At 70.7% G+C, this 24,943-nt stretch carries 21 protein-coding genes; 9 read left to right on the plus strand and 12 right to left on the minus strand.

What is annotated here, in order from left to right:
- Positions 1–7: 7 nt before the first annotated feature.
- Positions 8–367: an NADH-quinone oxidoreductase subunit A gene (locus tag IG62_RS0118540; protein ID WP_030262580.1), complete on the minus strand. Its 360-nt coding sequence runs from the start codon at positions 365–367 to the stop codon at positions 8–10.
- A 747-nt stretch (positions 368–1,114) separates the two neighbouring features.
- Between IG62_RS0118540 and IG62_RS0118545 the strand changes: the two genes are divergently transcribed.
- Both IG62_RS0118545 and IG62_RS0118550 read left to right on the plus strand, forming a co-directional pair.
- The gene (locus IG62_RS0118545; RefSeq protein WP_030803828.1) at positions 1,115–1,909 is read left to right on the plus strand and encodes a C40 family peptidase; all 795 of its coding nucleotides are present in this window, start codon (positions 1,115–1,117) and stop codon (positions 1,907–1,909) included.
- Positions 1,910–2,198: 289 nt separating this feature from the next.
- Complete coding sequence (locus IG62_RS0118550; protein ID WP_234326605.1) at positions 2,199–3,113, plus strand: ATP nucleotide 3'-pyrophosphokinase; 915 nt, start codon at positions 2,199–2,201, stop codon at positions 3,111–3,113.
- A gap of 167 nt (positions 3,114–3,280) precedes the next feature.
- Here the strand turns inward: IG62_RS0118550 and IG62_RS0118555 are convergent, their stop codons facing one another.
- A complete protein-coding gene (locus tag IG62_RS0118555) occupies positions 3,281–4,096 on the minus strand; it encodes an alpha/beta fold hydrolase (protein WP_030803835.1) in 816 nt (271 codons plus the stop codon).
- Between the two features lie 315 nt (positions 4,097–4,411).
- Positions 4,412–5,713 (minus strand): geranylgeranyl reductase family protein, encoded by a 1,302-nt coding sequence (locus IG62_RS0118560; RefSeq protein WP_030803839.1) that lies wholly within the window; start codon positions 5,711–5,713, stop codon positions 4,412–4,414.
- 278 nt (positions 5,714–5,991) lie between these two features.
- On the opposite strand from IG62_RS0118560, the gene IG62_RS42000 reads away from it, so the two are divergent.
- Positions 5,992–6,639: a GNAT family N-acetyltransferase gene (locus IG62_RS42000; protein ID WP_037838574.1), complete on the plus strand. Its 648-nt coding sequence runs from the start codon at positions 5,992–5,994 to the stop codon at positions 6,637–6,639.
- A gap of 160 nt (positions 6,640–6,799) precedes the next feature.
- Here IG62_RS42000 and IG62_RS47275 read toward each other — a convergent pair whose 3' ends face one another.
- The 6 genes from IG62_RS47275 to IG62_RS0118595 all read right to left on the minus strand — a co-directional run bounded on the left by IG62_RS47275 (position 6,800) and on the right by IG62_RS0118595 (position 16,318).
- On the minus strand, positions 6,800–9,247 hold the full coding sequence (locus IG62_RS47275) for a hypothetical protein (RefSeq protein WP_030803847.1): 2,448 nt from the start codon (positions 9,245–9,247) through the stop codon (positions 6,800–6,802).
- A gap of 657 nt (positions 9,248–9,904) precedes the next feature.
- Complete coding sequence (locus IG62_RS0118575) at positions 9,905–10,600, minus strand: demethylmenaquinone methyltransferase (RefSeq protein ID WP_030803849.1); 696 nt, start codon at positions 10,598–10,600, stop codon at positions 9,905–9,907.
- 438 nt (positions 10,601–11,038) lie between these two features.
- A complete protein-coding gene (locus IG62_RS0118580; protein WP_030803853.1) occupies positions 11,039–11,542 on the minus strand; it encodes an imidazolonepropionase-like domain-containing protein in 504 nt (167 codons plus the stop codon).
- A gap of 279 nt (positions 11,543–11,821) precedes the next feature.
- Positions 11,822–13,021, minus strand: a complete 1,200-nt coding sequence (gene mqnC / locus IG62_RS0118585; RefSeq protein WP_030803856.1) for a cyclic dehypoxanthinyl futalosine synthase — start codon at positions 13,019–13,021, stop codon at positions 11,822–11,824.
- A 291-nt stretch (positions 13,022–13,312) separates the two neighbouring features.
- Positions 13,313–15,238, minus strand: a complete 1,926-nt coding sequence (locus IG62_RS0118590) for a serine/threonine-protein kinase (RefSeq protein WP_030803859.1) — start codon at positions 15,236–15,238, stop codon at positions 13,313–13,315.
- Positions 15,239–15,421: 183 nt separating this feature from the next.
- The gene (locus IG62_RS0118595) at positions 15,422–16,318 is read right to left on the minus strand and encodes a menaquinone biosynthetic enzyme MqnA/MqnD family protein (RefSeq protein ID WP_051798232.1); all 897 of its coding nucleotides are present in this window, start codon (positions 16,316–16,318) and stop codon (positions 15,422–15,424) included.
- A 249-nt stretch (positions 16,319–16,567) separates the two neighbouring features.
- Here IG62_RS0118595 and IG62_RS0118600 point away from each other — a divergent pair, with 249 nt between their 5' ends.
- The 4 genes from IG62_RS0118600 (at position 16,568) to IG62_RS0118610 (ending at position 20,594) form a co-directional block, all read left to right on the plus strand.
- Positions 16,568–16,771: a cold-shock protein gene (locus IG62_RS0118600; RefSeq protein WP_003984261.1), complete on the plus strand. Its 204-nt coding sequence runs from the start codon at positions 16,568–16,570 to the stop codon at positions 16,769–16,771.
- A gap of 496 nt (positions 16,772–17,267) precedes the next feature.
- Positions 17,268–17,405 (plus strand): hypothetical protein, encoded by a 138-nt coding sequence (locus IG62_RS47280; protein WP_158745259.1) that lies wholly within the window; start codon positions 17,268–17,270, stop codon positions 17,403–17,405.
- A 19-nt stretch (positions 17,406–17,424) separates the two neighbouring features.
- Positions 17,425–17,751, plus strand: a complete 327-nt coding sequence (locus tag IG62_RS0118605; RefSeq protein WP_030803866.1) for a hypothetical protein — start codon at positions 17,425–17,427, stop codon at positions 17,749–17,751.
- Between the two features lie 137 nt (positions 17,752–17,888).
- Positions 17,889–20,594, plus strand: coding sequence for a tetratricopeptide repeat protein (locus tag IG62_RS0118610; RefSeq protein WP_030803870.1), 2,706 nt, complete (start codon positions 17,889–17,891; stop codon positions 20,592–20,594).
- On the opposite strand, the gene IG62_RS44830 is transcribed toward IG62_RS0118610, so the two are convergent.
- The gene (locus IG62_RS44830; RefSeq protein WP_078872076.1) at positions 20,557–21,021 is read right to left on the minus strand and encodes a DUF397 domain-containing protein; all 465 of its coding nucleotides are present in this window, start codon (positions 21,019–21,021) and stop codon (positions 20,557–20,559) included. The two genes, IG62_RS0118610 and IG62_RS44830, sit on opposite strands and share 38 nt — an antisense overlap.
- Entirely contained in the window at positions 21,002–21,853 is an 852-nt protein-coding gene (locus tag IG62_RS48780) for a helix-turn-helix domain-containing protein (RefSeq protein WP_030803873.1), read from the minus strand. Before IG62_RS48780 ends, IG62_RS44830 begins: the two co-directional genes overlap by 20 nt.
- Before the next feature lie 121 nt (positions 21,854–21,974).
- On the opposite strand from IG62_RS48780, the gene IG62_RS0118620 reads away from it, so the two are divergent.
- Positions 21,975–22,184: a hypothetical protein gene (locus tag IG62_RS0118620; protein WP_030803876.1), complete on the plus strand. Its 210-nt coding sequence runs from the start codon at positions 21,975–21,977 to the stop codon at positions 22,182–22,184.
- The gene (locus IG62_RS0118625; protein ID WP_030803879.1) at positions 22,181–22,591 is read left to right on the plus strand and encodes an ATP-binding protein; all 411 of its coding nucleotides are present in this window, start codon (positions 22,181–22,183) and stop codon (positions 22,589–22,591) included. Before IG62_RS0118620 ends, IG62_RS0118625 begins: the two co-directional genes overlap by 4 nt.
- Positions 22,592–22,721: 130 nt before the next feature.
- On the opposite strand, the gene IG62_RS0118630 is transcribed toward IG62_RS0118625, so the two are convergent.
- Positions 22,722–24,701, minus strand: coding sequence for an AMP-dependent synthetase/ligase (locus tag IG62_RS0118630; protein ID WP_030803882.1), 1,980 nt, complete (start codon positions 24,699–24,701; stop codon positions 22,722–22,724).
- Positions 24,702–24,943: the final 242 nt, after the last annotated feature.

Raw genomic sequence — 24,943 nt, forward strand, 5'->3', positions numbered from 1 at the left:
GTGGCCCCTAGTCCCATTCCAGGCCGCCGCGACGCCATACGTAGGCGTAGGCGACGAAGACGGTGAGCGCGAAGAGGAGCATCTCGACGAGCCCGAACAGTCCCAGGGCGTCGAAGGTGACGGCCCAGGGATAGAGGAAGACGATCTCGATGTCGAAGACGATGAAGAGCATCGCCGTCAGGTAGTACTTGATCGGGAAGCGACCGCCACCGGACGGTTGTGGCGTCGGCTCGATCCCGCATTCGTACGCCTCGAGCTTGGCCCGGTTGTAGCGCCTGGGCCCGACGAGCGTGGCCATGACGACGGAGAAGATCGCAAAGCCTGCCCCGAGGGCCCCTAGTACGAGGATGGGCGCGTAAGCGTTCACCGTCCTCGCTCCCTTCAGTCGACGATGACTGGATGGCGGTCCGCCCGGGCCCGCTCGCCGCCCCTCGGAGATCGTGCACATGTGAGGCAGTTCACAAGCCCGAACCGCCTGCATCTTATGCCTGCTGGTCTGTGATCTGCGACACGGGGGTGAACAACGCCTTTGTGATCTTCACCACCCGGCGAAGGATCATGAAGCCGGATGAGCGGTGATCTTCATACGTGAAGCACGCGAGTGATCACCAGAGGTGACATTCACACGGGTTACCGCTGGTCAGCGCGGATTGGCCAATATCAAGTGGTGTCCGCCCAGGGCAAATTGGCGCGGGGTCGCCTCAACTGATATAGGCGGGCCGCCTCGTGGCCGTGACTCGCTCGTGACCCCGTCGTGATCGCCGGCACGTGCCCGCGTTCACGAACTCCGGCCACCGTCGGGTCACGGGGACATAACGGACCGGATCACGGGAACATAACGGACACTCAAGAGTGACCTATCCCACGCTATTTCGCGCACTAAGTCCTTGACGCCTGGGAAGCCTTGGCGTGGCGCGTAGGGAAGTGGTAAGCCCCCTCGGAGCCCCTACGGACCCTCAAATGCCGTGCGTAGGAACATGATCGCGAAATTCGGACATCACGCCGGCGGGGCCGCCGTCGGCAAAAAGCCCCTTTTATTCATCGCGTACGCGTCAAGTGTGGCGCACTGCACTCTTGTTGGCAGCAACCAGCGCCTCCTGATAGCCGTTGGGCCATGTCCCCGAACGCACTCATACCCAGCCACCGGAAGCCCCGCCGTCCTTCCGCGTCCTCCCGGGCGCTGCGCGCGGGTGTGACCGGTGGCTTCCTCACCCTCGCGGTGACCGGCGCGACCGTGCCGGCCAACGCCGCGGAAAAGCCCGTCTCCGAGACCCAGGAGATGCCGACGATCACGACGGCGCTGGCCACCAGCGCCGCCCAGAGCGCCGACACCGCCGAGCAGGTCGCGTTCAACTACGAGCGCCAGGCGCTCCAGGACAGTGCCCTCTCCCACGCCGCCAAGGCAGCGGAGAAGCACAAGGCCGAGGCCGTGAAGAAGGCCAAGGCCGAGGCGAAGAAGAAGGCCGAGGAGGCCCGCAAGGCCAAGGAGGCCGCCCAGGCCCGGGCCTCGCGCTCCGCCGAGCGGACCGCCCTGTCGGCGACGTCCCACGCCACCGGCTCCACCGCCACCCTCGTCTCCTTCCTCAAGGCCCAGCTGGGCAAGGCGTACGTCCTGGGAGCCAGCGGCCCCTCCTCGTACGACTGCTCCGGCCTCACCCAGGCCGCCTTCAGCCAGATCGGCATCGACCTGCCGCGCGTGTCGCAGGACCAGTCGACCCAGGGCACCCAGGTCGGCCTCGACAACCTCCAGGTCGGCGACATCCTCTACTGGGGCAGCTCCGGCAGCGCCTACCACGTCGCCGTCTACGTCGGGAACGGCAACTTCATCGGCGCCCAGAACCCGAGCACCGGCATCGTCGAGCGCCCGCTCAGCTACGACATGCCGACCGGCGCGGTGCGCGTTCTGTAGGACCCCGTCGAGCCATCGGCTCCGGCAGCACCAGCACGTACGAGGACCGTACGAGGACCGCCTCTCCTTCGGGAGGGGCGGTCCTTTGCGTGGCAGGGGGGCTTTTGCGCGGCAAGAGGCGGCCCTTTGCGTGGCAAGAGGCGGCCTTTCACGCGGCACCGGAGGACGGTTGTCCGGAATTCGGGTTGGTCGTCCGTATCGCGCGTCACCGAGGGGCGGTGCGCGCCGTTGCATCTCTCGCCATGTCCGTACCCCGCACCGGGGCACGAGAGAGGGATCCCGCGCACCGATGACCACGCGCCCGACCATCCGTACGACCATCCACCCGCCCCTCCGGACGACCCACCCGCGTACCGCCCGCCACCCGGGCCACCCCAGCCACCGCCTCGTCGGCCGGGCCGCCACCGCCGCCATCCTCGCCGGCGCCCTCGGCCTCGGCGCCGTCCCCGCCGCGACCGCCGCCGGTACCGACCACGACGGCGGCTGGCACCAGGACGGCCTGTCGCTGAACGCCGCCGACAACAAGAAGGTGGACGCCTTCGTGGCCCGCGCCCGCCGCGCCGAGCGCTCCATCAGCCCCCAGGTCCGCGCCGCCGCCAAGATCAGCCACGCCGAACTCGTCGGGTTCGACCACCGGCTGAAGTCACCGGACTCGCTGAAGCGGAAGGTCGCCACCGCGATGCGGCAGACCCCGGGACGGACCGTCGACGCGTCGCTCGGCACGATCAACGACGCGGTCCGGTTCACACTCCAGTGGCCGGACGCGAAATACAGCCAGGGCGTCACCACCGCCTCCGCGCTGCTGTCCGCCTGGGGCAACGACTCCACCCGCTGGTCCAACACCTGGGGCCGCACCGACGGCTACAAGGCGATCAACTCCGCCTGGCGCGCCCCCCGCTCCCACCAGCTCTTCGAGGTCCAGTTCCACACCCCGCAGAGCAAGGCCGCCCAGCTGGAGACGCACAAGCTCTACGAGGAGCAGCGGCTGCCCGGCACCCCGCCCGAGAAGGTCCGCGAGCTCCAGGAGAAGCAGAACGCGATCTTCGCGGCGGTGCCGCTCCCACCCGGCGCGGAACGGCTGACCGCCCCGTCCCGCCGGCTCTCCCCCGACCCGGCCCGCCGCCTGCCGGACCCGAACCGGGACCCCGGACCGAGGCGCGACCCGGAGCCGAGCCCGAGCCTGGATCCGGTGAACTCGCACTAAATACTGCCCCATTGGGATCAATCCGGGCACAGTGCGCTGACGGGCCGAGCCGGCCGGGCCCATGCCCCGGCCGGCTCGCGTACGCGTACCCCGCGCCGCCCCCTCGTCGCCCCTGCGTCGCCCCTGCGGGTACCTCACCCCGCGGGTACCTCACCCCTGCGCGTGCCTCACCCCTTCACGAAGGCCAGCACGTCCGCGTTGAGCTGCTCGTGGTGGCTGGCGTAGATGCCGTGCCCGGCCGTCGGGTACTCCTCGTAGACCGCGCCGGGGATCAGCCGGGCGGTCCGCCGGCCGGTGAGCTCCACCGGGGCGGAGGCGTCGGCCGCACCGTGGATGACGAGAACCGGCACATCGATCTCCGGCAGCGTGGCCCGCTGATCGTTGAACAGCGACTCCCGCTGCGCCTGGAGCGTCGCCCACGGCGAGGCCGACAGACACTGCGCCAGGGTGTGCTCCACCAGGGCCGGGGAAACCTCGTTGCCCAGGTGGGTGGCGAAGAACGCCTGCGCCTGACGGGTCAGCCACTTGGGCCGGTCCGCCCGCAGCTGCGCCATCGTCGCCGCCACCGCCGCCTCCGGCACCCCGTCCGGGTTGTCGTCGGTACCGGCCAGGAACGGCAGCATCGCCGCGATCAGCACCGCCCGGCTGACCCGCTCCGAGCCGTGCCGCGCCAGATAGCGCGCGATCTCCGCGCCGCCGAGCGAGTGCCCGATGAGGGTGACGTTCCGCAGGTCGAGGTGGTCGAGCAGCGCGGCCAGGTCGTCAGCGGTGGAGTCGATGTCGTACCCGCCGGAGGGCCGGTCCGAACGGCCGTGACCACGCCGGTCGAACGCCACACAGCGGAAGCCGTTCTCCGCGAAGAACGGGAGCTGGTACTCCCACATCTCGGTGTTCAGCATCGAGCTCGCCACGAACACCAGCGTCTCGCCCGTGCCGTACTCCTCGTACCACAGCTGCGTACCGTCGTGCGTCTCGAAGAACATGCCGCTTCCTCCCCGCTGTGAGCGGCCCCTGCCGCCCGGTGTCCTTGACGCACACAAGCTTCGCGGCGGACTGCGGGCGGCTCAATTACCCATGAGGTCATGGTGCGCACCTGCGCACCCCAGGGGCACGGGCGCGACGCCGGAATCGAGGGGCACTCGCGTCAAGGGGCACTCGCGTCAAGGAATGCTCGCGTGAAGGGACGCTCGGAAGACCTTCGTCGGCGCGCTGACGGATCCGGCCGGAGAATGGGACGGGCGGCCGGAAACAATTCCGGCCGCCCCGAGGCAGTCGCGCACGCGGTACGCGTCCCCCCGCTACGACTTCGGCGCCACCTTGCTCAGCCCGTTGATGATCCGGTCCATCGCGTCGCCGCCCGTGGGGTCGGTGAGGTTGGCCAGCATCTTCAGCGTGAAGCGCATCAGCAGCGGATGGGTCAGCCCGCGCTGGGCCGCGATCTGCATGACCTTCGGGTTGCCGATCAGCTTCACGAAGGCGCGCCCGAGCGAGTAGTAGCCGCCGTAGGTGTCCTTGAGGACCTTCGGGTACCGCTGCAGGGCCAGCTCCCGCTGCGCGTACGTGGCGCGCGCCTGCGCCTGCACGATCACCTCCGCCGCGATCGCCCCCGACTCCATGGCGTACGCGATGCCCTCACCGTTGAACGGATTGACCAGGCCGCCCGCGTCACCGACCAGCAGCAGCCCCTTGGTGTAGTGCGGCTGGCGGTTGAAGGCCATCGGCAGCGCCGCGCCGCGGATCGGGCCGGTCATGTTCTCCGGCGTGTACCCCCACTCCTCCGGCATCGACGCGCACCACGCCTTGAGGATCTCCCGCCAGTCCAGCTCCCGGAACGACGCGGAGGTGTTCAGCACGCCCAGCCCGACGTTGCTCGTCCCGTCGCCCATGCCGAAGATCCAGCCGTAACCCGGCAGCAGCCGGTCCTGCGCCCCGCGCCGGTCCCACAGCTCCAGCCAGGACTCCAGGTAGTCGTCGTCGTGCCGCGGCGACGTGAAGTACGTACGGACCGCGACGCCCATCGGACGGTCCTCGCGGCGGTGCAGGCCCATCGCCAGCGAGAGCCGGGTGGAATTGCCGTCGGCCGCGACCACGAGCGGGGCATGGAAGGTGACCGGGGTCTTCTCCTCACCCAGCTTGGCGTGCACACCGGTGATGTGGCCGGTCAGCTCGTTCACGATCGGCGCGCCCACGTTGCAGCGCTCGTACAGCCGCGCGCCCGCCTTCTGCGCCTGCCGCGCCAGCTGCTCGTCGAAATCGTCCCGCTTGCGGACGAGCCCGTAGTCCGGGAAGGAGGCGAGTTCCGGCCAGTCCAGCTGGAGCCGGGAGCCGCCACCGATGATCCGCAGCCCCTTGTTGCGCAGCCAGCCCGCTTCCTCCGAGATGTCGATGCCCATCGCCACCAGCTGCTTGGTCGCGCGGGGCGTCAGCCCGTCACCGCAGACCTTCTCCCGCGGGAACGCGGTCTTCTCCAGCAGCAGCACGTCCAGACCGGACTTGGCGAGGTGATACGCGGTGGCCGAACCGGCCGGGCCGGCACCGACGACGATCACATCCGCGGTGTTCTCCGAAAGGACGGTGTTCTCCGAGGCGGCAGTGGTCACGGAATCGGTCGCGGGCCCGGACGCGGACTCGGACTCGGGCGCGGGCTCGGACGCGGACTCGGTCACGGCGGTGTCTCCCGGAAGTCGATATCTGGATATCTGGGTGCCGACCGGCACCGGGCACGTGCAGTCTATGGGGGCCTTGGTGATCAACTCCTGAAGGGTTGTCCCATGAAGCCGAAGGGTTGTGCCGTGAAGCCGAAGGGTTGTGCCATGACGTCCCAGATCCCGCCGACCGCGCCCCGTACCCCCCGACCACCTCCCGGAACCCGTCGGCCGTGCCTGGCGGGCCGCGCCCGGACCGGCCGCTGCCCGCCGTCGAACTCCGCGTGCCCACCGACGAGGACGCGCTGCACTGGCACCGGGTCTTCAACGATCCGGAGGTCATGGAATTCCACGGCGGCGCCCCCGCCGAACTCTCCGTCTACGAAGAACTCACCGCCCGCCAGCGCCGCCACCACGCCGAACTCGGCTTCTGCCTCTACACGTTGCTCGACCCGGCCGACGGCGCCGTCATGGGCTTCACCGGCGCCCAGCCCTGGCCCCGGGACTGGGGCCCGGTGGGCGAGATCGAGATCGGCTGGCGCCTCGGCCGCGCGTACTGGGGCAAGGGCTACGCCACCACCGCGGCCACCACGGCCCTGGAAACCGTACGCACGGCGGGCCTGGAAACGGTACGCACGGCGGGCGTGGAAACCGTACGCACAGCGGGCGTGGAAACCGTACGCACGGCGGGCGTGGAAACCGTACGCACGGCGGGCGTGGAAACCGTACGCACAGCGGGCGTACGCCACGTCGTCGCCGTGATCGACGCCCGCAACACCCGCTCGATCGCGGTCGCCCGCCGCCTGGGCATGCACCACGCCGAAACCCTGCTCAGGCCGGGGAGCGGGCGCACGACGCACTGCTACCGACTGGAGGTATGAGGGGCGGGGGGACGCGCGCGAGGGGGCGATGGGGCGGAAGGGGCGTGAGGGGGCCGGGGGAACGGGCCCGAGGGGGCCGGGGGCCGAAGAGGACGAGGGGGCGGGGGCGGGGGCAGGGTTGGCGTGCCGGGCCCTGCCCCCGTCCTTCACCGCTGGTCGACTAGTCGACGTCCACGTCGCTGACGGACCACGTGCTGAGCGCCGTGCTGAAGACCTTGTCGTTCTCGGGGTCGTACAGCGCTTCCAGGCACTCGTAGTAGACGCTGTACTCGGTCCCGTCCTCGGCCACGTACGCCTGGTCGATGGCGTGCACGGTGTTCCCGGTGTCGTTGACGTACGTGAACTCCCAGCGGGCGCCCGGGCGATGGGCAAAGGTGTTCTTCTTGAGCTCCACCCGCTGGTAGTTCGTCCGCTTCTTGGCGCCCTTCTCCAGATTCACGAAGTTCCCGTACGACGAGGACGGGGCGTGCGCGATGACGCCGATGCGCAGGTACTGCTTGCCGACCGGGGCCGTGTAGTCGACCTGGGTGCCCTTCACCGAACGCGTCCAGTCGCTCCTCACGGCGAGCGAGAACCCGTACGGGTCGTACTTCTGGACGAACCCGTCGGGAAGGCCGGCGGTCGGGCCCGGGGTGGGGCCTCCCGTGGGGTCACCGGTGGCCGTGGGGGCGGGGGACGGCGACGGGGACGTCGAGTCCGACCCCCCACCGGCCTCGCCGGCAGTGTCCGACTGGGGGCCGCCGGCATCCTTCTGGTTGCTGCCGCCCTTCTGGTCGCTGCCGTCCTTCGGCTTCCCGGCGTCCTGATGGTTGCCGGCGTCCCGATGAGCCAGGAAATACAGCGCTCCCGCCGTCGCACCCCCACCGACCAGGAACGCGGCCAACGCCAGCGCCACCCACTTCACGCCCCGTGACCGCGTCCGCGCCTGGGCTGGGGCGTCGGTAGGCGGGACATCGGATGACGGGGCGCTGGTTGGTGGGGCGTGGGTGGGCGGGACGTCGGTGGGCGGGACGTCGGTGGGCGGGGCAGCGGAGGGGGCAGCGGTCGGCGGGGCAGGGGACGAGGCGGGAGCACCGCCCGGTGCCGGGGCCGGGGCGGGGGCAGGAGTATGACTCGCTGCCGCGGCCGGGGCGGGGGTATCACCCGCCGCCGGAGACGGAACGAACGCCGCAGCCCCGGGAGCCGCACCCGGCCCAGGGGACGTCGGGGGCATCAGGGACGTCGGGGGCATCAGGGGCGGCGCCCCCACAGCCCCGACTCCGGCCCCGACTCCGGTCCCAGCCGCAGCCCCGGCCCCGGCCCCCGTCATCCTCCGCAGGTACGGAACGACCAACACCGCCCCGAACACCCACAGCAGCGCGAACAGCAGCGTCTCCGCACCGCCCACACCGATCTCGCCATGAGCGCCCAGGGCATCGCCGCCGCCGTACCCACCGCCGTAACCGCCGTAGCCCTCGCCATAGCCACTGCCGTAGCCACCGCCCGCCTGGAACGCCGCGCTCGCGCTCGCCCCCGCGACCAGCACCAGCGCCATCAGAGAAGCCACGAAGAGGCCCGCGGACAGCAGCTGTTCACGACGGTCGGCGCTGCGCCGTACGACCAGGAAACCGACCAGCAGCGCACAGACCAGCCCGCCGACGATGACCCCGAACAGCACCCAGCCGCCGCCCTGGTCCGCCAACTCGCCGTAGCCGATCGACTGCCGGCCGGAGGGATCGAGGAACGGGATGTCGGGAAGGGTCCACTCCGCGTTCAGCGGCGCGCCCCAGGCCACCGCGAGGGCCAGCGCACCGATGTTGGGCAGCAGCACCAGCATCGCCACTACAGCACCACCGCTGATGTCCTGCTCCGCCGTGGCGAGCAGCGTCACGACGGTGACGATCCCGGCCAGGGTGGCCACGATCAGCAGCGCGAGCAGCGCGGTACGCAGGGCGCCGACGGCGAGTTGCCACGCGGGCCGGGCAGCGAGCCACGCCCCCGCCCCGGCCCGGGCCGTCGCCACCCCGGCAACCACGGCCGCCAGCAGGAACGACCACAGCAGCGAGAGGAACGGCGCCGACGACAACTCCACACCGTCGTACGAAGGCTGCGCCAGCAACCCCAGCACAAAACTCCCCGCACCACACAGCACCGCAACCCGCAGCACCGCTTCCACCACACCGGCCACACCAACCGCACCGGGCGTACCAGCCATGCCGACCCCCGGGCCCCCTGCAGAACTACCCAGGGCCGTGGAACCACTGGTGGAAACACCGGTGGCACCACCGACCGACCGCAACAGAACCCGCCGAGCGGCGAACACCAGCACTCCGGCCCAGGCGGCCGTCACCACCAGCGGCACCAGCGACAGCGTCGCCTCACCCCCGATCCGACCACCGAACGGCCCGAACGATTCAGACATGTTGCCCGATATCGTGACGCCACCGCCGACGCTCTGCAGCAGCAACGCCAGCGCGATCCGCATCCGTACGCCCCACCCGGGCTCACCCGAGTGCGCATCGTGCCCGTCGTCAGTGAAGAACATCGCCGCCACACCGGCGAGCACCAGCAACAACAGCGTCGGCCACACGGCAACCTTCGCCGCCGCCAGCCAGTCCCCCTTGGCCACCCGAACCAGCAGCCCCCCAAGGCCCGAGGCGGCAGGGGCTCCCCCCGGCACGGGCGGCGCCCCCGGGACGGGCGGCGCAGAAGGAACGGGTGGCACAGCAGAAGACACAGACGGGGCCGCAGAAGGCACAGGTGGCGCACCAGGCACAGCCGGCACGGAAGCACCATCCGCCCCACCCGCACCAGCCACCGCAGCTGACACACCACCACCATCAGCCCCCGCCCCAGGCGACGGAGACGATGACAATGACGATGATGGGGATGACGATGCGGCGGCACCCTGCCGCTCCCGCCCACAGCCCATACAAAAACGGGCCTCCGGCGGCGAGGCGGAACCACAATCCGGACAGAACGACGACAAGACGGACTCCGGGAAGGTCAAGGAAACATCGCCCGCGCCTACCGCGAGCGACCGTAACCTACAGACACCACCCCGCCACCCCTGGTTCCCCATCCCCCATGAGGCACAGCACCAGCCAGGGCCCCCGCGCCGCTCCGAGGTGCGGCACCGGCCCGAGGGCCCCCTGAGGACTCCCCCTCAGGGAGAGCCCTCATGCCAACACGCCCATGCCGACAGGCCAATGCGTCCGGGCCGCAGGCCAATGCGTCCAGGCCGACTCGACGCGTACCGCGGCTCGAATCCCAGGCCGCTCGCCACCTACGCCGGCTTGGTGCCCCGGTGCATCGCCACGATCCCGCCGGTCAGGTTCCGCCACGCCACCTTGGTCCACCCCGCACCCTGCAGCCGCGCGGCGAGCTCGGGCTGGTTGGGCCAGGTACGGATGGACTCGGCCAGGTAGACGTAGGCGTCCGGGTTGCTGCTGACCGCCCGCGCAACGGGCGGCAGCGCCCGCATCAGGTACTCGGTGTACACGGTCCGGAACGGCGCCCAGGTCGGCTCGCTGAACTCACAAATGACGACCCGCCCACCGGGCTTGGTGACCCGGTACAGCTCCGCCAACGCCGTGTCGGTGTCCCGGATGTTGCGCAGCCCGAAGGAGATGGTGACCGCGTCGAACACCCCATCCGCGAACGGCAGCCGAGTGCCGTCCCCCGCGGTGAACGGCAACCACGGGTGCCGCTTCTTACCCTCGGTCAGCATGCCCACGGAGAAGTCGCACGGCACGACGAACGCACCGGTCCGGGCGAACGGCAGCGAGGAAGTGCCGGTCCCGGCCGCGAGGTCGAGCACCCGCTCGGCCGGCCGCGCGGCCACCGCGCGTTCCACTTCCTTGCGCCACAGCCGCGCCTGCCCCAGGGAGAGCACGTCGTTGGTGAGGTCGTACCGCGCCGCCACGTCGTCGAACATCGCGGCGACTTCGTGCGGCTGCTTGTCCAGGGATGCTCGGGTCACCCGGCCATTCTCCACCGTCCCCCACCCGCACCCCGCCCGGGGCACGCCCCTGGTACCGGAAGGCCCACCCACCGGCCGCCCGCTCCCAGCCCTCCTAGCCGCGAGGAGGGGTTATCCGGCGCGGGGGGTTGAGTTCCCCGGCTGGCCCTCGGTGCCCCCTCCAGCCGCTAAAGCTCGCGGGGCCCGCGGCACCTCGTCCAGCCGCGGGGGCTTGTTGGAGCCAGCGCGGGAGCCCGCGGGGCTTGTCGGAGCCAGCCGTGGGGGCTTGTTGGGGTCGCGGTGGGCTGCGCGGTTGGTTGGTGGGCCGGGATGCTCGGGGACCCGGGGACCTGGGGACCTGGGCCTGGGTGCCTTGCCGCTTGCCTCCTTCCTTGTTCAGGCAACGATTACGGAGAGTTATTAGTTCCCCGTATCGTTACACAGAGTAAGGAGAGTTGGCTAGTGGCGGCGGTGGAGTAGGCGGCCGGCGAGGACGGTGGCCACGGTGGTGCCGTCGGGGGCGAAGATGGCGAAGGTGGCGGGGCCGCCTACGTGCAGGGTCCGGGGGCGGGGGGCGGGGAGTTCTTCGAGGCCGGAGCGTTGGACGGCGGTGCGGACCGCGGGGCGGGTGAAGGGGCCGGTCAGGGCCGTTGTGCCGGTGGCCAGGAGGCGTTGCAGGCCGCGGCGGGCGCTGGCGCCCCAGCGGGCCTCGGTCATGTGGAGAGCTTCGAGGGCCTCGCCCGTGAGGGGTTCAGTGCCGAGTTCGTCGGCCTCGCGCGGGTCCGGGTGGTAGGCCGCCTCGAGCAGGGCGGCGCCGTGGGGTTCGTAGCGGCCGGGGGTGAGAGTGCCGTTCCATTCGCGGAGGCGGGCGCGGTCGCCGTAGGTCGCGGAGAGTTCGTCGTACGGGCCGATGGCGGCGATGCGGGATCCGTCGACGACCACGCCGCTGTCACCGATGAGCACGCTGACTTCGCCGGCGACATCAACTACCCCACCACTGCCGACACCCACCGCGCCGCTGACGTCGACTACCGCACCACTGCCCCCACCCGCCGCGCCACTGACATCGACTACCGCGCCACTCTCGCCGACGGGCGCGCTGCTGTCGCCAGTGGGCACGCTGACTTCGTCGACCGCCGCGTCGCTGGCATCAACTGCCGCACCGCTGTCGGCGAACGCCGTGTCGCTGGTGTTGGTGAGGTGGACACCTCGCCGGGCTCGGTGAAGTGTCAGCATGGGGGCCTACTTGGCTTCGATGAGCTTCAGTTCGGGGTGGGCGGTGCCGCCCTCGATGGCCGTCGAGGAGAGGTGGGAGACGACGCGCTCGTCGATCGGGTCGTTGGCGGGGTCCTCGTGGACGACCAGGTGCTCGTAAGTCGTCGCGCGCTGCGCCGGGACCCGGCCCGCCTTGCGGATCAGGTCGATGATCTCCATGCGGTTGGAGCGGTGCTTCGCACCGGCCGAGGAGACGACGTTCTCCTCCAGCATGATGGAGCCCAGATCGTCCGCGCCGTAGTGGAGCGACAGCTGGCCGATCTCCTTGCCGGTGGTCAGCCAGGAGCCCTGGATGTGGGCGACGTTGTCGAAGAAGATCCGGGCGAGCGCGATCATCCGCAGGTACTCGAAGATCGTGGCCTGCGTCTGGCCCTTCAGGTGGTTGTTCTCGGGCTGGTAGGTGTACGGGATGAAGGCGCGGAAGCCGCCCGTACGGTCCTGGACGTCGCGGATCATCCGGAGGTGCTCGATCCGCTCGGCGTTGGTCTCGCCGGTGCCCATGAGCATCGTGGAGGTCGATTCGACGCCCAGGTTGTGGGCCGCCTCCATGATTTCCAGCCAGCGCTCGCCGGACTCCTTCAGGGGAGCGATGGCCTTACGGGGGCGGGCGGGGAGCAGTTCGGCACCGGCGCCGGCGAAGGAGTCGAGGCCGGCGGCGTGGATCCGCTGGATCGCCTCCTCGATCGACACCCCGGAGATGCGGGCCATGTGCTCGACCTCGGAGGCGCCGAGGGAGTGGATGACCAGCTGCGGGAATTCCTTCTTGATGGCCGAGAAGTGCTTCTCGTAGTACTCGACGCCGTAGTCGGGGTGGTGGCCGCCCTGGAACATGATCTGGGTGCCGCCCAGCTCCACCGTCTCCGCGCAGCGCCGCAGGATGTCGTCCAGGTCCCGCGTCCACCCCTTGGCGGTGTCCTTGGGCGCGGCGTAGAAGGCGCAGAACTTGCAGGCCGTCACGCACACGTTGGTGTAGTTGATGTTGCGTTCGATGATGTACGTCGCGATGTGCTCGGTGCCGGCGTAGCGGCGGCGGCGTACGGCGTCGGCGGCCCGGCCCAGCGCGTGCAGCGGCGCGGAGCGGTACAGGTCGAGCGCTTCCTCCGGCGTGATGCGGCCGCCCTGCGCGGCGCGGTCGAGTACGGACTGGAGGTCGGCGTTCTCGGTCACCGGGGCTTCCCTTTCGCAGGCGGGCATCACGACGGACCCAGCGTACGTCAGCCCACCGACAGCCCCTTGGCAGCCCCTGACGACTGACCTGACGACTGCCCTGGTCACCGAGCTGGCCACCGAGGCCACTGAGCTGGCCGCTGGTCTGGTCGTTGGCCTGGCCGCTGGCCTGACCGCTGGTCTGGTCGCTGGTCCGACCACGCGGCGGCCCGGTGGCCTCGCCCTTCACTTCTTCGGGCCGGGGCGCTCAATGCTTCAGGCCGGGGCGCTCACTCCTTCGGACCGGGTCGCTCACTTCTTCGTCAGTGTGGCCTTCGGTGTGCCGCCCCCCGGGTCGTCCGAGGTGAACGCGATCGTGGTGCCGTCCTTGGCGAGCGTGTACGTCACCCGGGACTTGTTGCCGGTGCAGCCCGGTCCCTGTTTGCCGTCGGGGCGCTCCAGGAGGATCAGGCGCTGGTCGGTCGCGGATTCCAGTTTCGCCTTGACCTCGCAGACCACCAGGACCGCGTCGTAGGTGGTGTGGATGACGTAGTCGCCCTTGCCACCGGCGGTGATGGTGCTGGTCATGGTGCCGTTGGGGATGCCGTGCGACGTGGTGATGCTGCCCGTCCAGGTGCCGAGGAACGGCTTGGCGACGGCGAGCGGGCCGTCGTAGCCACCGGGGTCGGTGGGGCGGCCGGACGGTGTGTGGGTGGTTGCCGGCGGCTTGGCGCCGGCCTGGTTGCCGCCGGCGGCGTCACCGCCCGTCTTGGGCAGCAGGGTGAAGACGAAGGCCGCGGTCGTCGCGGCGGCCACCGCACCGGCCACCGAGAGGACGAGCGTGCAGCTCACGCGGCGCGGACGGTCCGGGTCCTTGCCGCCGACCGCCCCGGTGAGCGCGACCCGCCGCTCCTTCGGAACGGGCTGGGCAAAGGGCGGCGCCAGGGGCTGCGGACCGGCCTGTGCACCGGCCTGTGCACCAGGCTGCCCCGGGAGGAGACCACCCGCGCCACCGCCCACGCCATTACCCGTGCCACTGCCCGCACCGCCGCCCCCGCTGCGGCCCGCGCCGCCGCCCGTACCGCCGCCCGTGTCGGTCGGTAGGCCGGCGAGGTCGGGGGCGGTCGGGAGGTGGGTCCCGCCGGAGTAGCCGGCCCCCGGCCCCTGCGCCGGCAGGTCCTCGAACGGCACCAGCCCGGACCCGGCCTCCCGCGCCCCGGCCCCTCCTGACACAGCCGCCCCCGCTCCTCCGGACACAGCCGCCCCGGCCCCTCCGGACACAGCCGCCCCCGCCCCGGCCGTCCCCGCCCCACCGTCCCCCGCATCAAAGTTCAGGTCGAGGTTCAGCAGTTCCACGGCCCGGCGGCTGACCCGTTCGACCAGGGGGCCGGGCAGCCAGCCGGCTCGTACGAGGTCCACCGCGCCGCCGCTGCCCTCGCCCGTGAGGCGGGCCGCGAGGTCGGCCGGGGCGGGGCGGTCCGCCGGGTTCTTGGCGAGGCAGCGGGTGACCAACTCCCGCAGTTCACCGTCCAGTTGGGGTCCGAGTTCGGGTTCCTCGTGGACGACCTTGTAGAGCAGGGCGGCGGAGGAGTCGCCCGGGAAGGGGCTGGTGCCGGTCGCCGCGTACGCGAGGACCGCGCCCAGCGAGAAGACGTCGGCGGCGCCCGCCGCGTCCTTCCCGAGGATCTGTTCCGGCGCCATGTAGCCGGGGGATCCCACCGAGACCCCGGTGGTGGTGAGGGATGCGGTGCCCTCCGTGGCCCGCGCGATGCCGAAGTCGATCAGTACCGGGCCGTCCAGCGTCAGCAGCACGTTGGACGGTTTGACGTCCCGGTGGACGAGGCCGAGCGCGTGGACGGCGGCCAGGGCCTCGGCCAGTCCGGCGCCCAGCACCCGTACGGAGCGTTCGGCCAGCGGCCCGTACTCGGTGACGGCCTGGGTGAGCGACGGCCCGGCGACGTAGCCGGTGGCGACCCAGGGGACGGCGGCGTCCGGGTCGGCGTCCAGTACGGGCGCGGTCCAGGCGCCGCCGACCCGCCGCGCCGACTCGATCTCCCGCCGGAAGCGGGCGCGGAACTGGTCGTCGACGGCGAAGTGGGCGTGCACGACCTTCACGGCGACCGTGCGGCCGCCGGCGCTGCGGCCCAGATAGACCCGCCCCATACCGCCCGCGCCGAGCCGGCCGAGCAGCCGGTACCCGCCCAGTACCCGCGGATCGTCCCCTGACAGCGGCTCCATGGCCCCGCCTCCCCCTCGATACGGCGGCCCCAGCTTAGGACCCCGGGGCGGCGGGGCGGTGGGCACGGAGCACGGGGCACCAGGGCGGAGGGCGCAGGCACCCGGGAGGAGGGCACAGGCACCCGGGAGGAGGGCACGGGCACCGGGACACGGGGCACCGGGGCAAGGGCCTCGGTTCAGCGGTTAACCCGCCGCACCCAGCAGTTCCACCTTCACGTCCGCCGGGAATCCGGTCGTCGGGCCGACCCGCCGGGCGAATTCGGTGACGCCGCGCAGCTGGTCGGGGCCGAAGCGGAAGTCCAGGGTGGTGAAGTAGCGCTCCAGTACGGGCTCGGTGAAGGTCTCCCAGCGGGCGGCCTGCTCGGCGACCTTGCCGACCTCCTCCAGGGAGAGGTCGCGGGAGGCGAGGAACGCCTCGTGCACCTTCTGCACCACGAGCGGTTCGCGCTCCAGGTAGTCGCGCCGCGTCGCCCATACGGCGAAGACGAACGGCAGGCCCGTCCAGTCCTTCCACATCTGGCCGAGGTCGTGGACCTCCAGGCCGAGCCGCGGGCCGTCGTGGAGGTTGGCGCGCAGTGCGGCGTCGCCGATCAGTACGGCGGCGTCGGCCTCCTGCATCATCAGGCCGAGGTCCGGCGGGCAGGTGTAGTAGTCGGGCCGTACGCCGATCTTCTCGGCCAGCAGGAGCTGCGCGAGGCGTACGGACGTCCGCGAGGTGGAGCCGAGGGCGATGCGGGCGCCGTCCAGCTGCTCCAGCGGCTTCTGCGTGACGATCACGCAGGACATCACCGGGCCGTCGCAGCCGACCGCGAGGTCGGGGAAGGCGACGAGGTCGTCGGCGGCGCGGAGGAATTCGACGAGGGTGACGGGGGCGATGTCGAGTTCGCCGCGGATCAGCTGCTCGCTGAGCTTCTCCGGCGTGTCCTTGCTGAGGTCCAGATCGAGGAGGGTGCCGGTGCGGGCGAGGCCCCAGTAGAGGGGCAGGCAGTTCAGGAACTGGATGTGGCCCACCCGCGGCCGGCTGCGACGGTGGTCGGCGTCGGCTCCTGCGGGTGCGTCTTCGAAGGTTGAATTGTCCACATGCGGAGGCTAGACCCGGCGGTGGTGGACCGGGGCGCCGGGGGCGGCGTATGGACGTTAGTGCTGACGGTTAAACGTGATCTTTGGCTCTTCCGCCTCACGAGTCCACCATGCTACGCTCAGCGCAAGTTGCAGTTTGGTTTCCCTTGCAGTACAGAGCCTGCGGAGCATGTGACCCGCGGGCTCTTGTAGTTTCAGACTTCTTTGCAGGTTCTGGAGCAGGGCAACCCTTTGGCCCAAGGAGGGCTTATGGCTACCGGAACCGTCAAGTGGTTCAACGCTGAAAAGGGCTTCGGCTTCATCGCCCAGGACGGCGGCGGCCCGGATGTCTTCGTCCACTACTCGGCGATCAACGCCTCTGGTTTCCGCTCCCTGGAGGAGAACCAGCAGGTGAACTTCGACGTCACGCAGGGCCCGAAGGGTCCGCAGGCGGAGAACGTCACGCCGGTCTAAGTTGCCCGGCCCGGAATTCTTCCAGGTCGCTTCAACGTAGTACCCAAGGAGCCCTGCTCCGCCACTTCGGTGGCGAGCGGGGCTCCTGCCTTATGCACCACCTATGCACCACCTTCTCCCTGACATTGTGCGCCGAGGGTTCATGGCGCATACATGTCACCTCTGAATGCCGCCGCACCCCGAATCTCGGCGCGCACCCGAATGCGGCCGCATGCCCGAATGCCGCCGCCCCTCCGCCGCACCTCTGAATACGGCCGGCCGCGTGCCCGAATGCGGCCGCCTGCGGCGCCTTTCCGGCAGTCACTCATGGCATGTTGATGAACTTTTCCCGGCGCGGGCATTACGCCCGATGGCCTTGGAGCGCCAGGCGAGGCGGGTACCGGCGCGCCCATCCGAGGGCAGCCGACACGCGGCAAACAAATGTGCGATAAATGCACGCCAAAGTGATCACGGAAAGTGGTCACATGACAACATGACGCGCCCTACCGTGGGCAGAATGAGCGAGCAGTTGCCTCCGCAGAAGCCCTGCCCCGACTGCTGCGGCAGAGGAACCGTGGACTGGGAAACACCGGCCGGCGACAAGGTCACCACGCAGTGCTCCGGGTGCGGCGGCACCGGCACCGTCCTTGCGTAGAGGAGACGAAGGCGACGTCATGCCAGCAGGATCATCAGCGGCCTTCGGCAGGAACGGGAAGCCGGTCGGGCTGGACGCGCAGTACGTCGGCAGGCTGCCGTGCTGCCACTGCGGCATACGGTCGATGAAGCTGCCCGGGCGTCAGGGCGGGGTGTGCATCCCGTGTTACGCCGACGAGTGCGCCGCGGTCGGCCGGCGGGCGGCGACGGCCGGCGGCTGGGTCGCCGCGAGTTTCGTGGGTGATCCGTGTCTGGCGTGCGGTTCGCGGGCCGTGGACGCGAACGGCTGGGCGTTCTGGTGCAACTCCTGCGAGATGCAGACGGCGGTGGCACTGCCGCCGCAGTAACGGGGCGACCTTCAGGTCGCCACGGGGTCGCGGCTGCCCCGTTGGTTGCCCTGTCTACCACCCGCTCCGCGGGTAGCGTGGGCCGTAAGGCATGACCTGAGCCTGACACGATCCGCACGAGCCGTTACGCCTCCGCCATGTTCAACAGCCGAGCAGATTCCGAGCACAGCCTGTCGGCGCCGCTGCCGGCGCCCCGGTACGTGGGCTGGTGGTGGTGGAGCGGCCTCGGCTTCGCGGGGCTGACGGCCGCCCTGTGGCAGGCGGGTGAGGGCCGGCCGGCATGGGCGGGCGGCGGCCTCGTCGGCTTCGTGGGCCAGGTCTTCGGTGGCGTCGGCGCGGTCTTCAAGCCGACGAAGCCCGGTGGCGCCTCGATCGGCTCGCGACTGGCGTTCCTTCTGATCCTGCTGGTGCTGCTGTATTTCCTGTGGCGGGCGACGCGCGCATGGCTGGCGTACAAGCCCGGCGCCGTGGACGTCCAGCAGTTGGAGGACGCCACCCCGGAGGGCACGCCGAAGCCGAGCGATGTGGACCTCACCGCCAGGCTCCGCCGCCGCCTCTCCGACAGCAGCATGTACCCGCCGGCCACACTCCCTGCCCAGGCCCCCGCCGAGTCCTTCCTGGAACTGCTCGGCGACGTCGAGATCGACCCCGACAAGCTGGGCACCGCGCTGCCGAAGCTGCTCAGCCGGCTGCGCCCCAAGCTGGCCTACCGCGTCAGCGGCGTCCTGCAGTACCACCAAGGCCGGCCGGACCCGTACGGCATGACGGTCACGGTCACCGCATTCCTCTTCGGCGGCTCACGGGCGAAGGACGTCTGGGGCAGCGACTGGGACGACGTCATCCGCAAGGCGGGCAGCTGGACCATCAGCACGCTGCTGCCGGTCACCCGCGCGGGCCGGCTGCCGCCCTGGCGCCGCTGGTGGGGCCAGGAGATCAAACCCGAGCTGTACGAGGCGTACCAGGAGGCGAACGCGCTGAGCCGCGCGGGCCGCCACCACGAGGCGCTGGAGCAGTACTTCACCGCCGTACGCCTGGATCCGGTCAATCCCTACCTCCGGGCCGAACTGGCCGAGACCCAGGAGAAGATGGGCCTGCACATCGATGCGCTGGACACCTGCCAGCGTGCGCTCACCCTCGACGGGCAGAGCGTGCGCGGATACCGCAAACGGCTGTGGCTGAGCCACTGGAATCCGCATCCGCGGCGGCTGCGCTACTTCCTGCACCCGCGCCTGTACCGGGAACTGATCGGCCTCCGGTACCGCAATTCGATCATTCTGGGAACGGCCGAGACGACCGCCCGGCAATGGGTCGCGGGAGCGGGCGCCCACGGCTGGCAGACCTGCGAGAACCTGATTCCGCTGTTCGTGGAGCGCTACTGGCCGGCGGCCCTCGGAGTGGCCCCGCGCATTCCGCTGCGCCGGAAACCGCGGAAGGAGCGGAAAGAGGCGGCCCAGAATTCGCTCGAAAAGACGTTGCGGAGAGAGAATCCGGCGGAAATCCGGGTCGTGATGCAGCGCATCGCGCTGCAGGAGACGGCACGCCTCGCCGCGGATGACGCCTGGGCCCGCATCTGGCTGTACTGGCCGGGCCGGTTGTGGAGTTGGATCCGGTTCTTCTGGCCGGCCTCCTACTACCAGAGCGTGCGCGGGGCGCCCTCGCCCGTCACCCGCGGCGCCTTCCACATCAACCGCAGGGTGTGGGCGCCGCTGCAGCTGACCTGGGCGACCCACGCGTACGACGCCTCCATCGAGCAGGGCCCCCGGACCACGCCCCCGTACAAGTGGCGGTGGCCCTACACCTGGCGTCTCCCGGTCAGCCGGCTCGACTGGGCGCAGCTGAACATCTGGTCCCTCCGTTGGCGGCTCAGTCTCTCGGCGCTCCTCTGGGCCCGTCGCGACTGGCACACGCACTACAACGCCGCATGCGTGTATGCCGTGGCCCTGAACGCGACCCACTGGGACGCGGCCGACCAGGGGAAGCTTGTCGGGCGGGCCATCGCCCGTCTCGACCATGCGGTCCAGGCCACCCGGGGCAAGGCCGCCACCGTCGAGCGGTCCTGGCTGGTCGAGGAGGACCCGGACCTGGCGTTGCTGCGGGACCGGGAGAGCCCTGGGAACCAGCTCTTCACCAACTTCGTGCGGACGATGTACCCGAGCGCGGAGACGTTCGAGCAGAGCGCGCCCAGCAGCCGTACCGAAGCGCAGTTGCGGGCCTACGACTACCAGCTTCTCGAAGAGATCGCCAAGCTCATGCAGGAGGTCTGGAACCGGCGCTGCGAGCAGGGGGCCGCGGATATTCAGCGTGCGACGGAATGGCTTCGGACCGAGCGCAGCATCTGGAAGTCCGTATGGGAAATCGCCGATCCGGGCAGCAGACGCAGATGGCAGGACCGGGTGAGTTTCATCCGCTACCTGCAGGCGAACTGCCAGCCCGTGGCGGCGTCCACGCTGGGTTTCCCGCCCCCGCTGGTTCGGGAGGAAACGGCCACGCAGAACGGTAACCTCGATTCGCGCACGATCGAGGAACGGCTGACCACGCTCCAGCACGACCTGGAATTGCGACGGCTGCTCGCCCGCGCGAACGGTCCTCTCGCCCGGCCTTACGCGAACTGCCAGCAGGGCCAGCGGGTGCTGCGGGAGGCCGCGGCGGACGGGGTGACCCGGCTGGACGCGAAGCTGGTCCAGCGGCTGGCCACGGGCTACGCGGCGGCCTGGCAGACCCTCGACGACTGGCTGGCGGGCGAGGCCGACCACCGGGCGTTCCACCAGGCGGTGAAGGACGTACCCCAGCTGACGCGCCGCCGCGTCACCGCGCTCCACGAGGCGAAAACGTTGCGGATTTGACCGCCGCCACGAAGCCGGTCCAGGCATCCGCCTGGATGAGCAGGGCGGGGCCGGCGGGGTTCTTGGAGTCACGGACGGGGACGAGGCCGCCGGTTGCGGTGTCGGCGACTTCGAGGCAATCCCCTCCGGATACGTTGCTGTAGCTGGCCTTACGCCAGCGGGCAGCACCGGGAAAACCATCGGCGACCTCGATGCATTCGCCGCCATCGCCGTTGCTATGGCTCGACTTACGCCACTGGGCAGCGCCCCTGAACCCCTCCGCCACTTCGATGCAGTCTCCACCGCTGCCGTTGCTGTAACTGGATTTACGCCACTGCGCGGCGCCCACGAAGCCTTCCGCCACTTCGATGCAGTTCCCCCCGGAACCGTTGCTGTAGCTGCTCTTCCTCCAGTGTGCTGTGCGCAAGTCAGGCTGGTTGATGGCCATTTCGGAGATCCTCAGCCGCATCCTCGACAAGGGCGAGGGACGCCTCAGGCGGCAGTGCGGCGGCCCTGAGCCGATCGTACGACCTGCGGTACTCCTTCACGAGAGCCGGATCGTCGATGGTGTCACCGGTGTGGAGCGACTCGGTGTAGACCAGCGGCGGGGCGTCGGAGAACGTCATGATCATGGCGGTACCGAGCATGAACGGATGCGCCCCGCAGTTCCACGGGAGCACCTGTGGAGTGATGCGACAGCGCCGGGCCAACGCGGAGATGTGGTCGAGCTGTTCGGCCATCGCGTCCGCCGGGAGGATCGGCAGCCGTAGCAGCGATTCGTGCAGGATCACCCAGTACTCGGGCCTGACCGGGTCGTCGAAGAGCCTGGCTCGCGCCAGTCGGGCATTGACCTTGGCGTCCGTCTCCTCAAGTGGCTCCACGGGATGCGTGGCCCGGATGACCGCCCGCGCGTATGCGTCGGTCTGCAACAGACCGGGGATGAGGCTGGGGCACCATTCCTCGATGAGGTCCGCGTGCTTCTCAGCCTCCAGGATCTTCTCGAAGTACTCCGCATGCCCGCTCCGCCGCGCCTTCCGCGCATCCTCGCACCGCCGCTCGAAGAACCCGTCCGTGTCCAGCACGCGATCGACATGCCGGGCGAGGTCCAACGGCATCCGCCGGGTCCCCCGCTCGATCTCGCTGAGGTAGCTCGCCCCGTAGAAGCTGCCGTCGACCGTTTCCTGGAGCGTGCGGCCCGCGGCCTCCCGCTTCCAGCGCAGCTCGGCGCCGTAGAAGGCGGGGACGCTCGCCGAGCCGTCAACGTCTTTGCGTGCGGGCATGGTTCACCGTTCCACGGTTCGCGCAGTGGGGTCCGAACCCCTTCAACGTTACGCCGGGTGACGTCACGCTGTGAGGAGTTCGTCACCATACGTACAGGCCGGCACAGGAAGGCGTATCACCATGCCCAGCCACCTCCACGACGAGGTCCACGACTGCACCGAGCTGCTGCGGAGCGCGCTGCGGGACAACGACATCACGTTGCCGTCGCTCGGCGTCGATCTGCCGGGGTTCGCGGGCAGTTACGCGCTGCCGCTCGTGGCGCTCGGCAACTGCAACACCGAGACCGCCCGCCGGCTGGCCGAGGCGCTGCGGAAGGCGGCCGCGCGGTGAGAGCGCCGGGCGAACCTCCGGGCGGGCCGCTCACCCTGGAACTGCTCGCCGTACCGAAGGAGGTGCCGGAGCTGCGCCGGGCCGTGCGGGCGCATCTGGGCGGGCCGTGTGCGGACGTGCAGCTGTGCGTGAGCGAAATAGTGGGGAACGTGATCCGGCACCTGGGGGAGGGCACGCCGGTGACGGTGCACATCAGGTCCGCGGCCGGGGGCCGGACCCGGGTGGAGGTGACCGATCCCGGTCCGGGGGCGCTGCCGGTGCTGGTCCGGGCGGCGGAGGACGCGGAGGGCGGGCGCGGGATGGCGCTGCTGGACGCGGTCGCGGTGCGGTGGGGTGTACGGCAGGGGGCGGGCCGGAAGACCGTGTGGTGTGAGGTCGGCGGGATCGGCGGGGTCACTACCGCCTAGAGCCGGGCCGGGGGCCGGTGAACGGTCCCGGGCAGCGCAAAGGCAGCACTAAGGCCCCGTGCCACCTCCCCCACAGAGGTGACACGGGGTTCCAGTTTGACGCGCGAACGGCCCTGGCTCCAGAGGGGGGTCACGTCCTTTCGTAAAGGGCTTCTATGTCTTTGGCGAAATCTCGCGCCACGGCGGCCCGCCGCAGCTTCAGGGAGGGGGTGAGATGTCCGGTCCGGTCGCTGAATTCCGCGGGGAGGACCGCGAAGCGGCGGATGGACTCGGCGCGGGAGACGAGCGCGTTGGCGTCGTCGACGGCGCGCTGGAGGTCGGCGAGGAGCCGCGGGTCCCGAACGAGGTCCTCCAGCGGGACGTCCGTCTTCTTGTGCATCTGGCGCCAGTGGGCGAGGCCGTCCGGTTCGAGGGTGAGCAGGGCGGTGATGTAGGGGCGGTTGTCGCCGATGACCATGCACTGGCCTACGAGGGGGTGGGACCGGAGGCGGTCCTCCAGGGGCGCGGGGGCGACGTTCTTGCCGCCCGTGGTCACGATCATCTCCTTCTTGCGGCCGGTGATGGTGAGGTAGCCGTCCGCGTCGAGGGCGCCCAGGTCGCCGGTGGGCAGCCAGCCGTCGGCGTCGGTGGCGGGGCGGGCGGCGCCGAGGGCGGCGTCCCAGTAGCCGGCGAAGACGTGGCCGCCGTGGAGGAGGATCTCGCCGTCGTCGGCGATCCGGACGGCGGTGCCGGGGAGCGGCCAGCCGACGGTGCCGATGCGGGGGCGCAGGGGCGGGGTGACGGTGGCGGCGGCGGTGGTCTCGGTCAGGCCGTAGCCCTCGAAGATCTCGATGCCGGCGCCGGAGTAGAAGGCGGCGAGGCGGTGGCCGAGGGGGGAGCCGCCGCAGATCACGTGGCGGACCCTGCCCCCGAGGGCGGCGCGGATGCGGCGGTAGACGAGGGGGTCGTAGAGCTTGCGGGCGGCCTTGAGGGCGACGCCGGGGCCGGGGCCCGTGCCGCTCCGCTTCGCTCCGCCTCGGCTCTTTGACCGGCCTTCGGAGGCCGAGCGTTCCTCGGCTTCGACGGCTTCGCCGTAGGCGCGGGCGATGCGGGCGGCGCGGTCGAAGGAAGCGGCGCGGCCCATCTTCTCGGCGGTGGCGCGGCCGGTGTTGAAGACCTTCTCCAGGACGTAGGGGATGGCGAGGAGGAAGGTCGGGCGGAATCCGGCGAGGTCGGCGAGGAGGTCGTCGGTCTGGATGCTGGGGGCGTGGCCGAGGCGGACCCGGGCGCGGAGGCAGCCGACGGCGACCATCCGGCCGAAGACGTGGGAGAGGGGGAGGAAGAGGAGGGTGGCAGCGGGCTCCTGGCTGACGGATCGGAAGACCGGGTGGAGGAGTTCGACGGCGTTGTCGACCTCGGCGAAGAAGTTGCCGTGGGTGAGGGCGCAGCCCTTGGGGCGGCCGGTGGTGCCGGAGGTGTAGATGAGGGTGGCGAGGGCGTGCGGGCCGGTGGCGGCGCGGCGGGCGTCGACGGCCTCGTCGGGGAGGTCGCGGCCGGCGGCGGTGAGTTGGGGGACGGCGCCGGTGTTGAACTGCCAGAGGTGGTCGAGGGCGGGCAGCCGGCCGCGGATGCCGCTGATCAGGCGGGTTTCGTCGACGTCCTCGACGACGCAGGCGCGGGCGCCGGAGTCGTTCAGGATCCATTCCGCCTGGTGGGCGGAGGAGGTCGGGTAGAGGGGGACGGTGACCAGGCCGGCGGCCCAGGCGGCGAAGTCGAGGAGGGTCCACTCGTAGGTGGTGCGGGCCATGATGGCGAGCCGGTCGCCGGGGTTCAGGCCGTGGGCGATCAGGCCCTTGGCGACGGCGCGGACCTCGGCGGCGAATTCGGCGGCGGCGATGTCGCGCCAGGCGCCGCTGGGCTGTTTGCGGGCCAGGACGACGTCGGCGGGGGCCTCGGCGGCGTTGGCGAAGGGGAGGTCGCCGAGGGAACCGTGGGTCACGGGCGGGACGAGCGGGGGGACGAAGACCTCGCGGACGGTGCCGTCGGGCAGGGTCGCCTTGCGGGGCTCGACGAGGGCGGGGGCGGGGGTGTGGGCGTGGGTGGGGACAGGGGCACTTCCCTGGTGGGACACGAGCGGCTCCTCGTTTCTCCGGTGGAGTGCTGTTTCTCCTGTGGAGTGCTGCAGCGTGGTCGGGACCGCGCCGGCCGCCTGGTCTCGCGCCCGCGTGGTCCAACTGCCGTGTGTCAGCGCGGAGTTGGGCCCCGTATTCCATCCCCTGACCCGGCAGTAACCTTACTGCGAAGTAAATTTACGCGAGGAGTTCGGGCCGGCCAATGCTCGTACAGCGGGATCTTTGGTCGCCACGCGGCGGG

The sequence above is a fragment of the Streptomyces sp. NRRL S-337 genome (genome assembly GCF_000720175.1).
In the GTDB taxonomy this organism is placed as follows: domain Bacteria; phylum Actinomycetota; class Actinomycetes; order Streptomycetales; family Streptomycetaceae; genus Streptomyces; species Streptomyces siderophoricus.

Excerpts from the sequence above, each read along its gene's own strand:
- IG62_RS0118605 (WP_030803866.1), top strand. The coding sequence starts at position 17,425 with ATGCCAGCAGGATCATCAGCGGCCTTCGGCAGGAACGGGAAGCCGGTC.
- IG62_RS0118600 (WP_003984261.1), top strand. The coding sequence starts at position 16,568 with ATGGCTACCGGAACCGTCAAGTGGTTCAACGCTGAAAAGGGCTTCGGC.
- IG62_RS47280 (WP_158745259.1), top strand. The coding sequence starts at position 17,268 with ATGAGCGAGCAGTTGCCTCCGCAGAAGCCCTGCCCCGACTGCTGCGGC.
- IG62_RS0118610 (WP_030803870.1), top strand. The coding sequence starts at position 17,889 with ATGTTCAACAGCCGAGCAGATTCCGAGCACAGCCTGTCGGCGCCGCTG.
- IG62_RS0118620 (WP_030803876.1), top strand. The coding sequence starts at position 21,975 with ATGCCCAGCCACCTCCACGACGAGGTCCACGACTGCACCGAGCTGCTG.
- IG62_RS0118550 (WP_234326605.1), top strand. The coding sequence starts at position 2,199 with ATGACCACGCGCCCGACCATCCGTACGACCATCCACCCGCCCCTCCGG.
- IG62_RS0118555 (WP_030803835.1), bottom strand. The coding sequence starts at position 4,096 with ATGTTCTTCGAGACGCACGACGGTACGCAGCTGTGGTACGAGGAGTAC.
- IG62_RS0118545 (WP_030803828.1), top strand. The coding sequence starts at position 1,115 with ATGTCCCCGAACGCACTCATACCCAGCCACCGGAAGCCCCGCCGTCCT.
- IG62_RS0118590 (WP_030803859.1), bottom strand. The coding sequence starts at position 15,238 with ATGGAGCCGCTGTCAGGGGACGATCCGCGGGTACTGGGCGGGTACCGG.
- IG62_RS44830 (WP_078872076.1), bottom strand. The coding sequence starts at position 21,021 with ATGGCCATCAACCAGCCTGACTTGCGCACAGCACACTGGAGGAAGAGC.
- IG62_RS48780 (WP_030803873.1), bottom strand. The coding sequence starts at position 21,853 with ATGCCCGCACGCAAAGACGTTGACGGCTCGGCGAGCGTCCCCGCCTTC.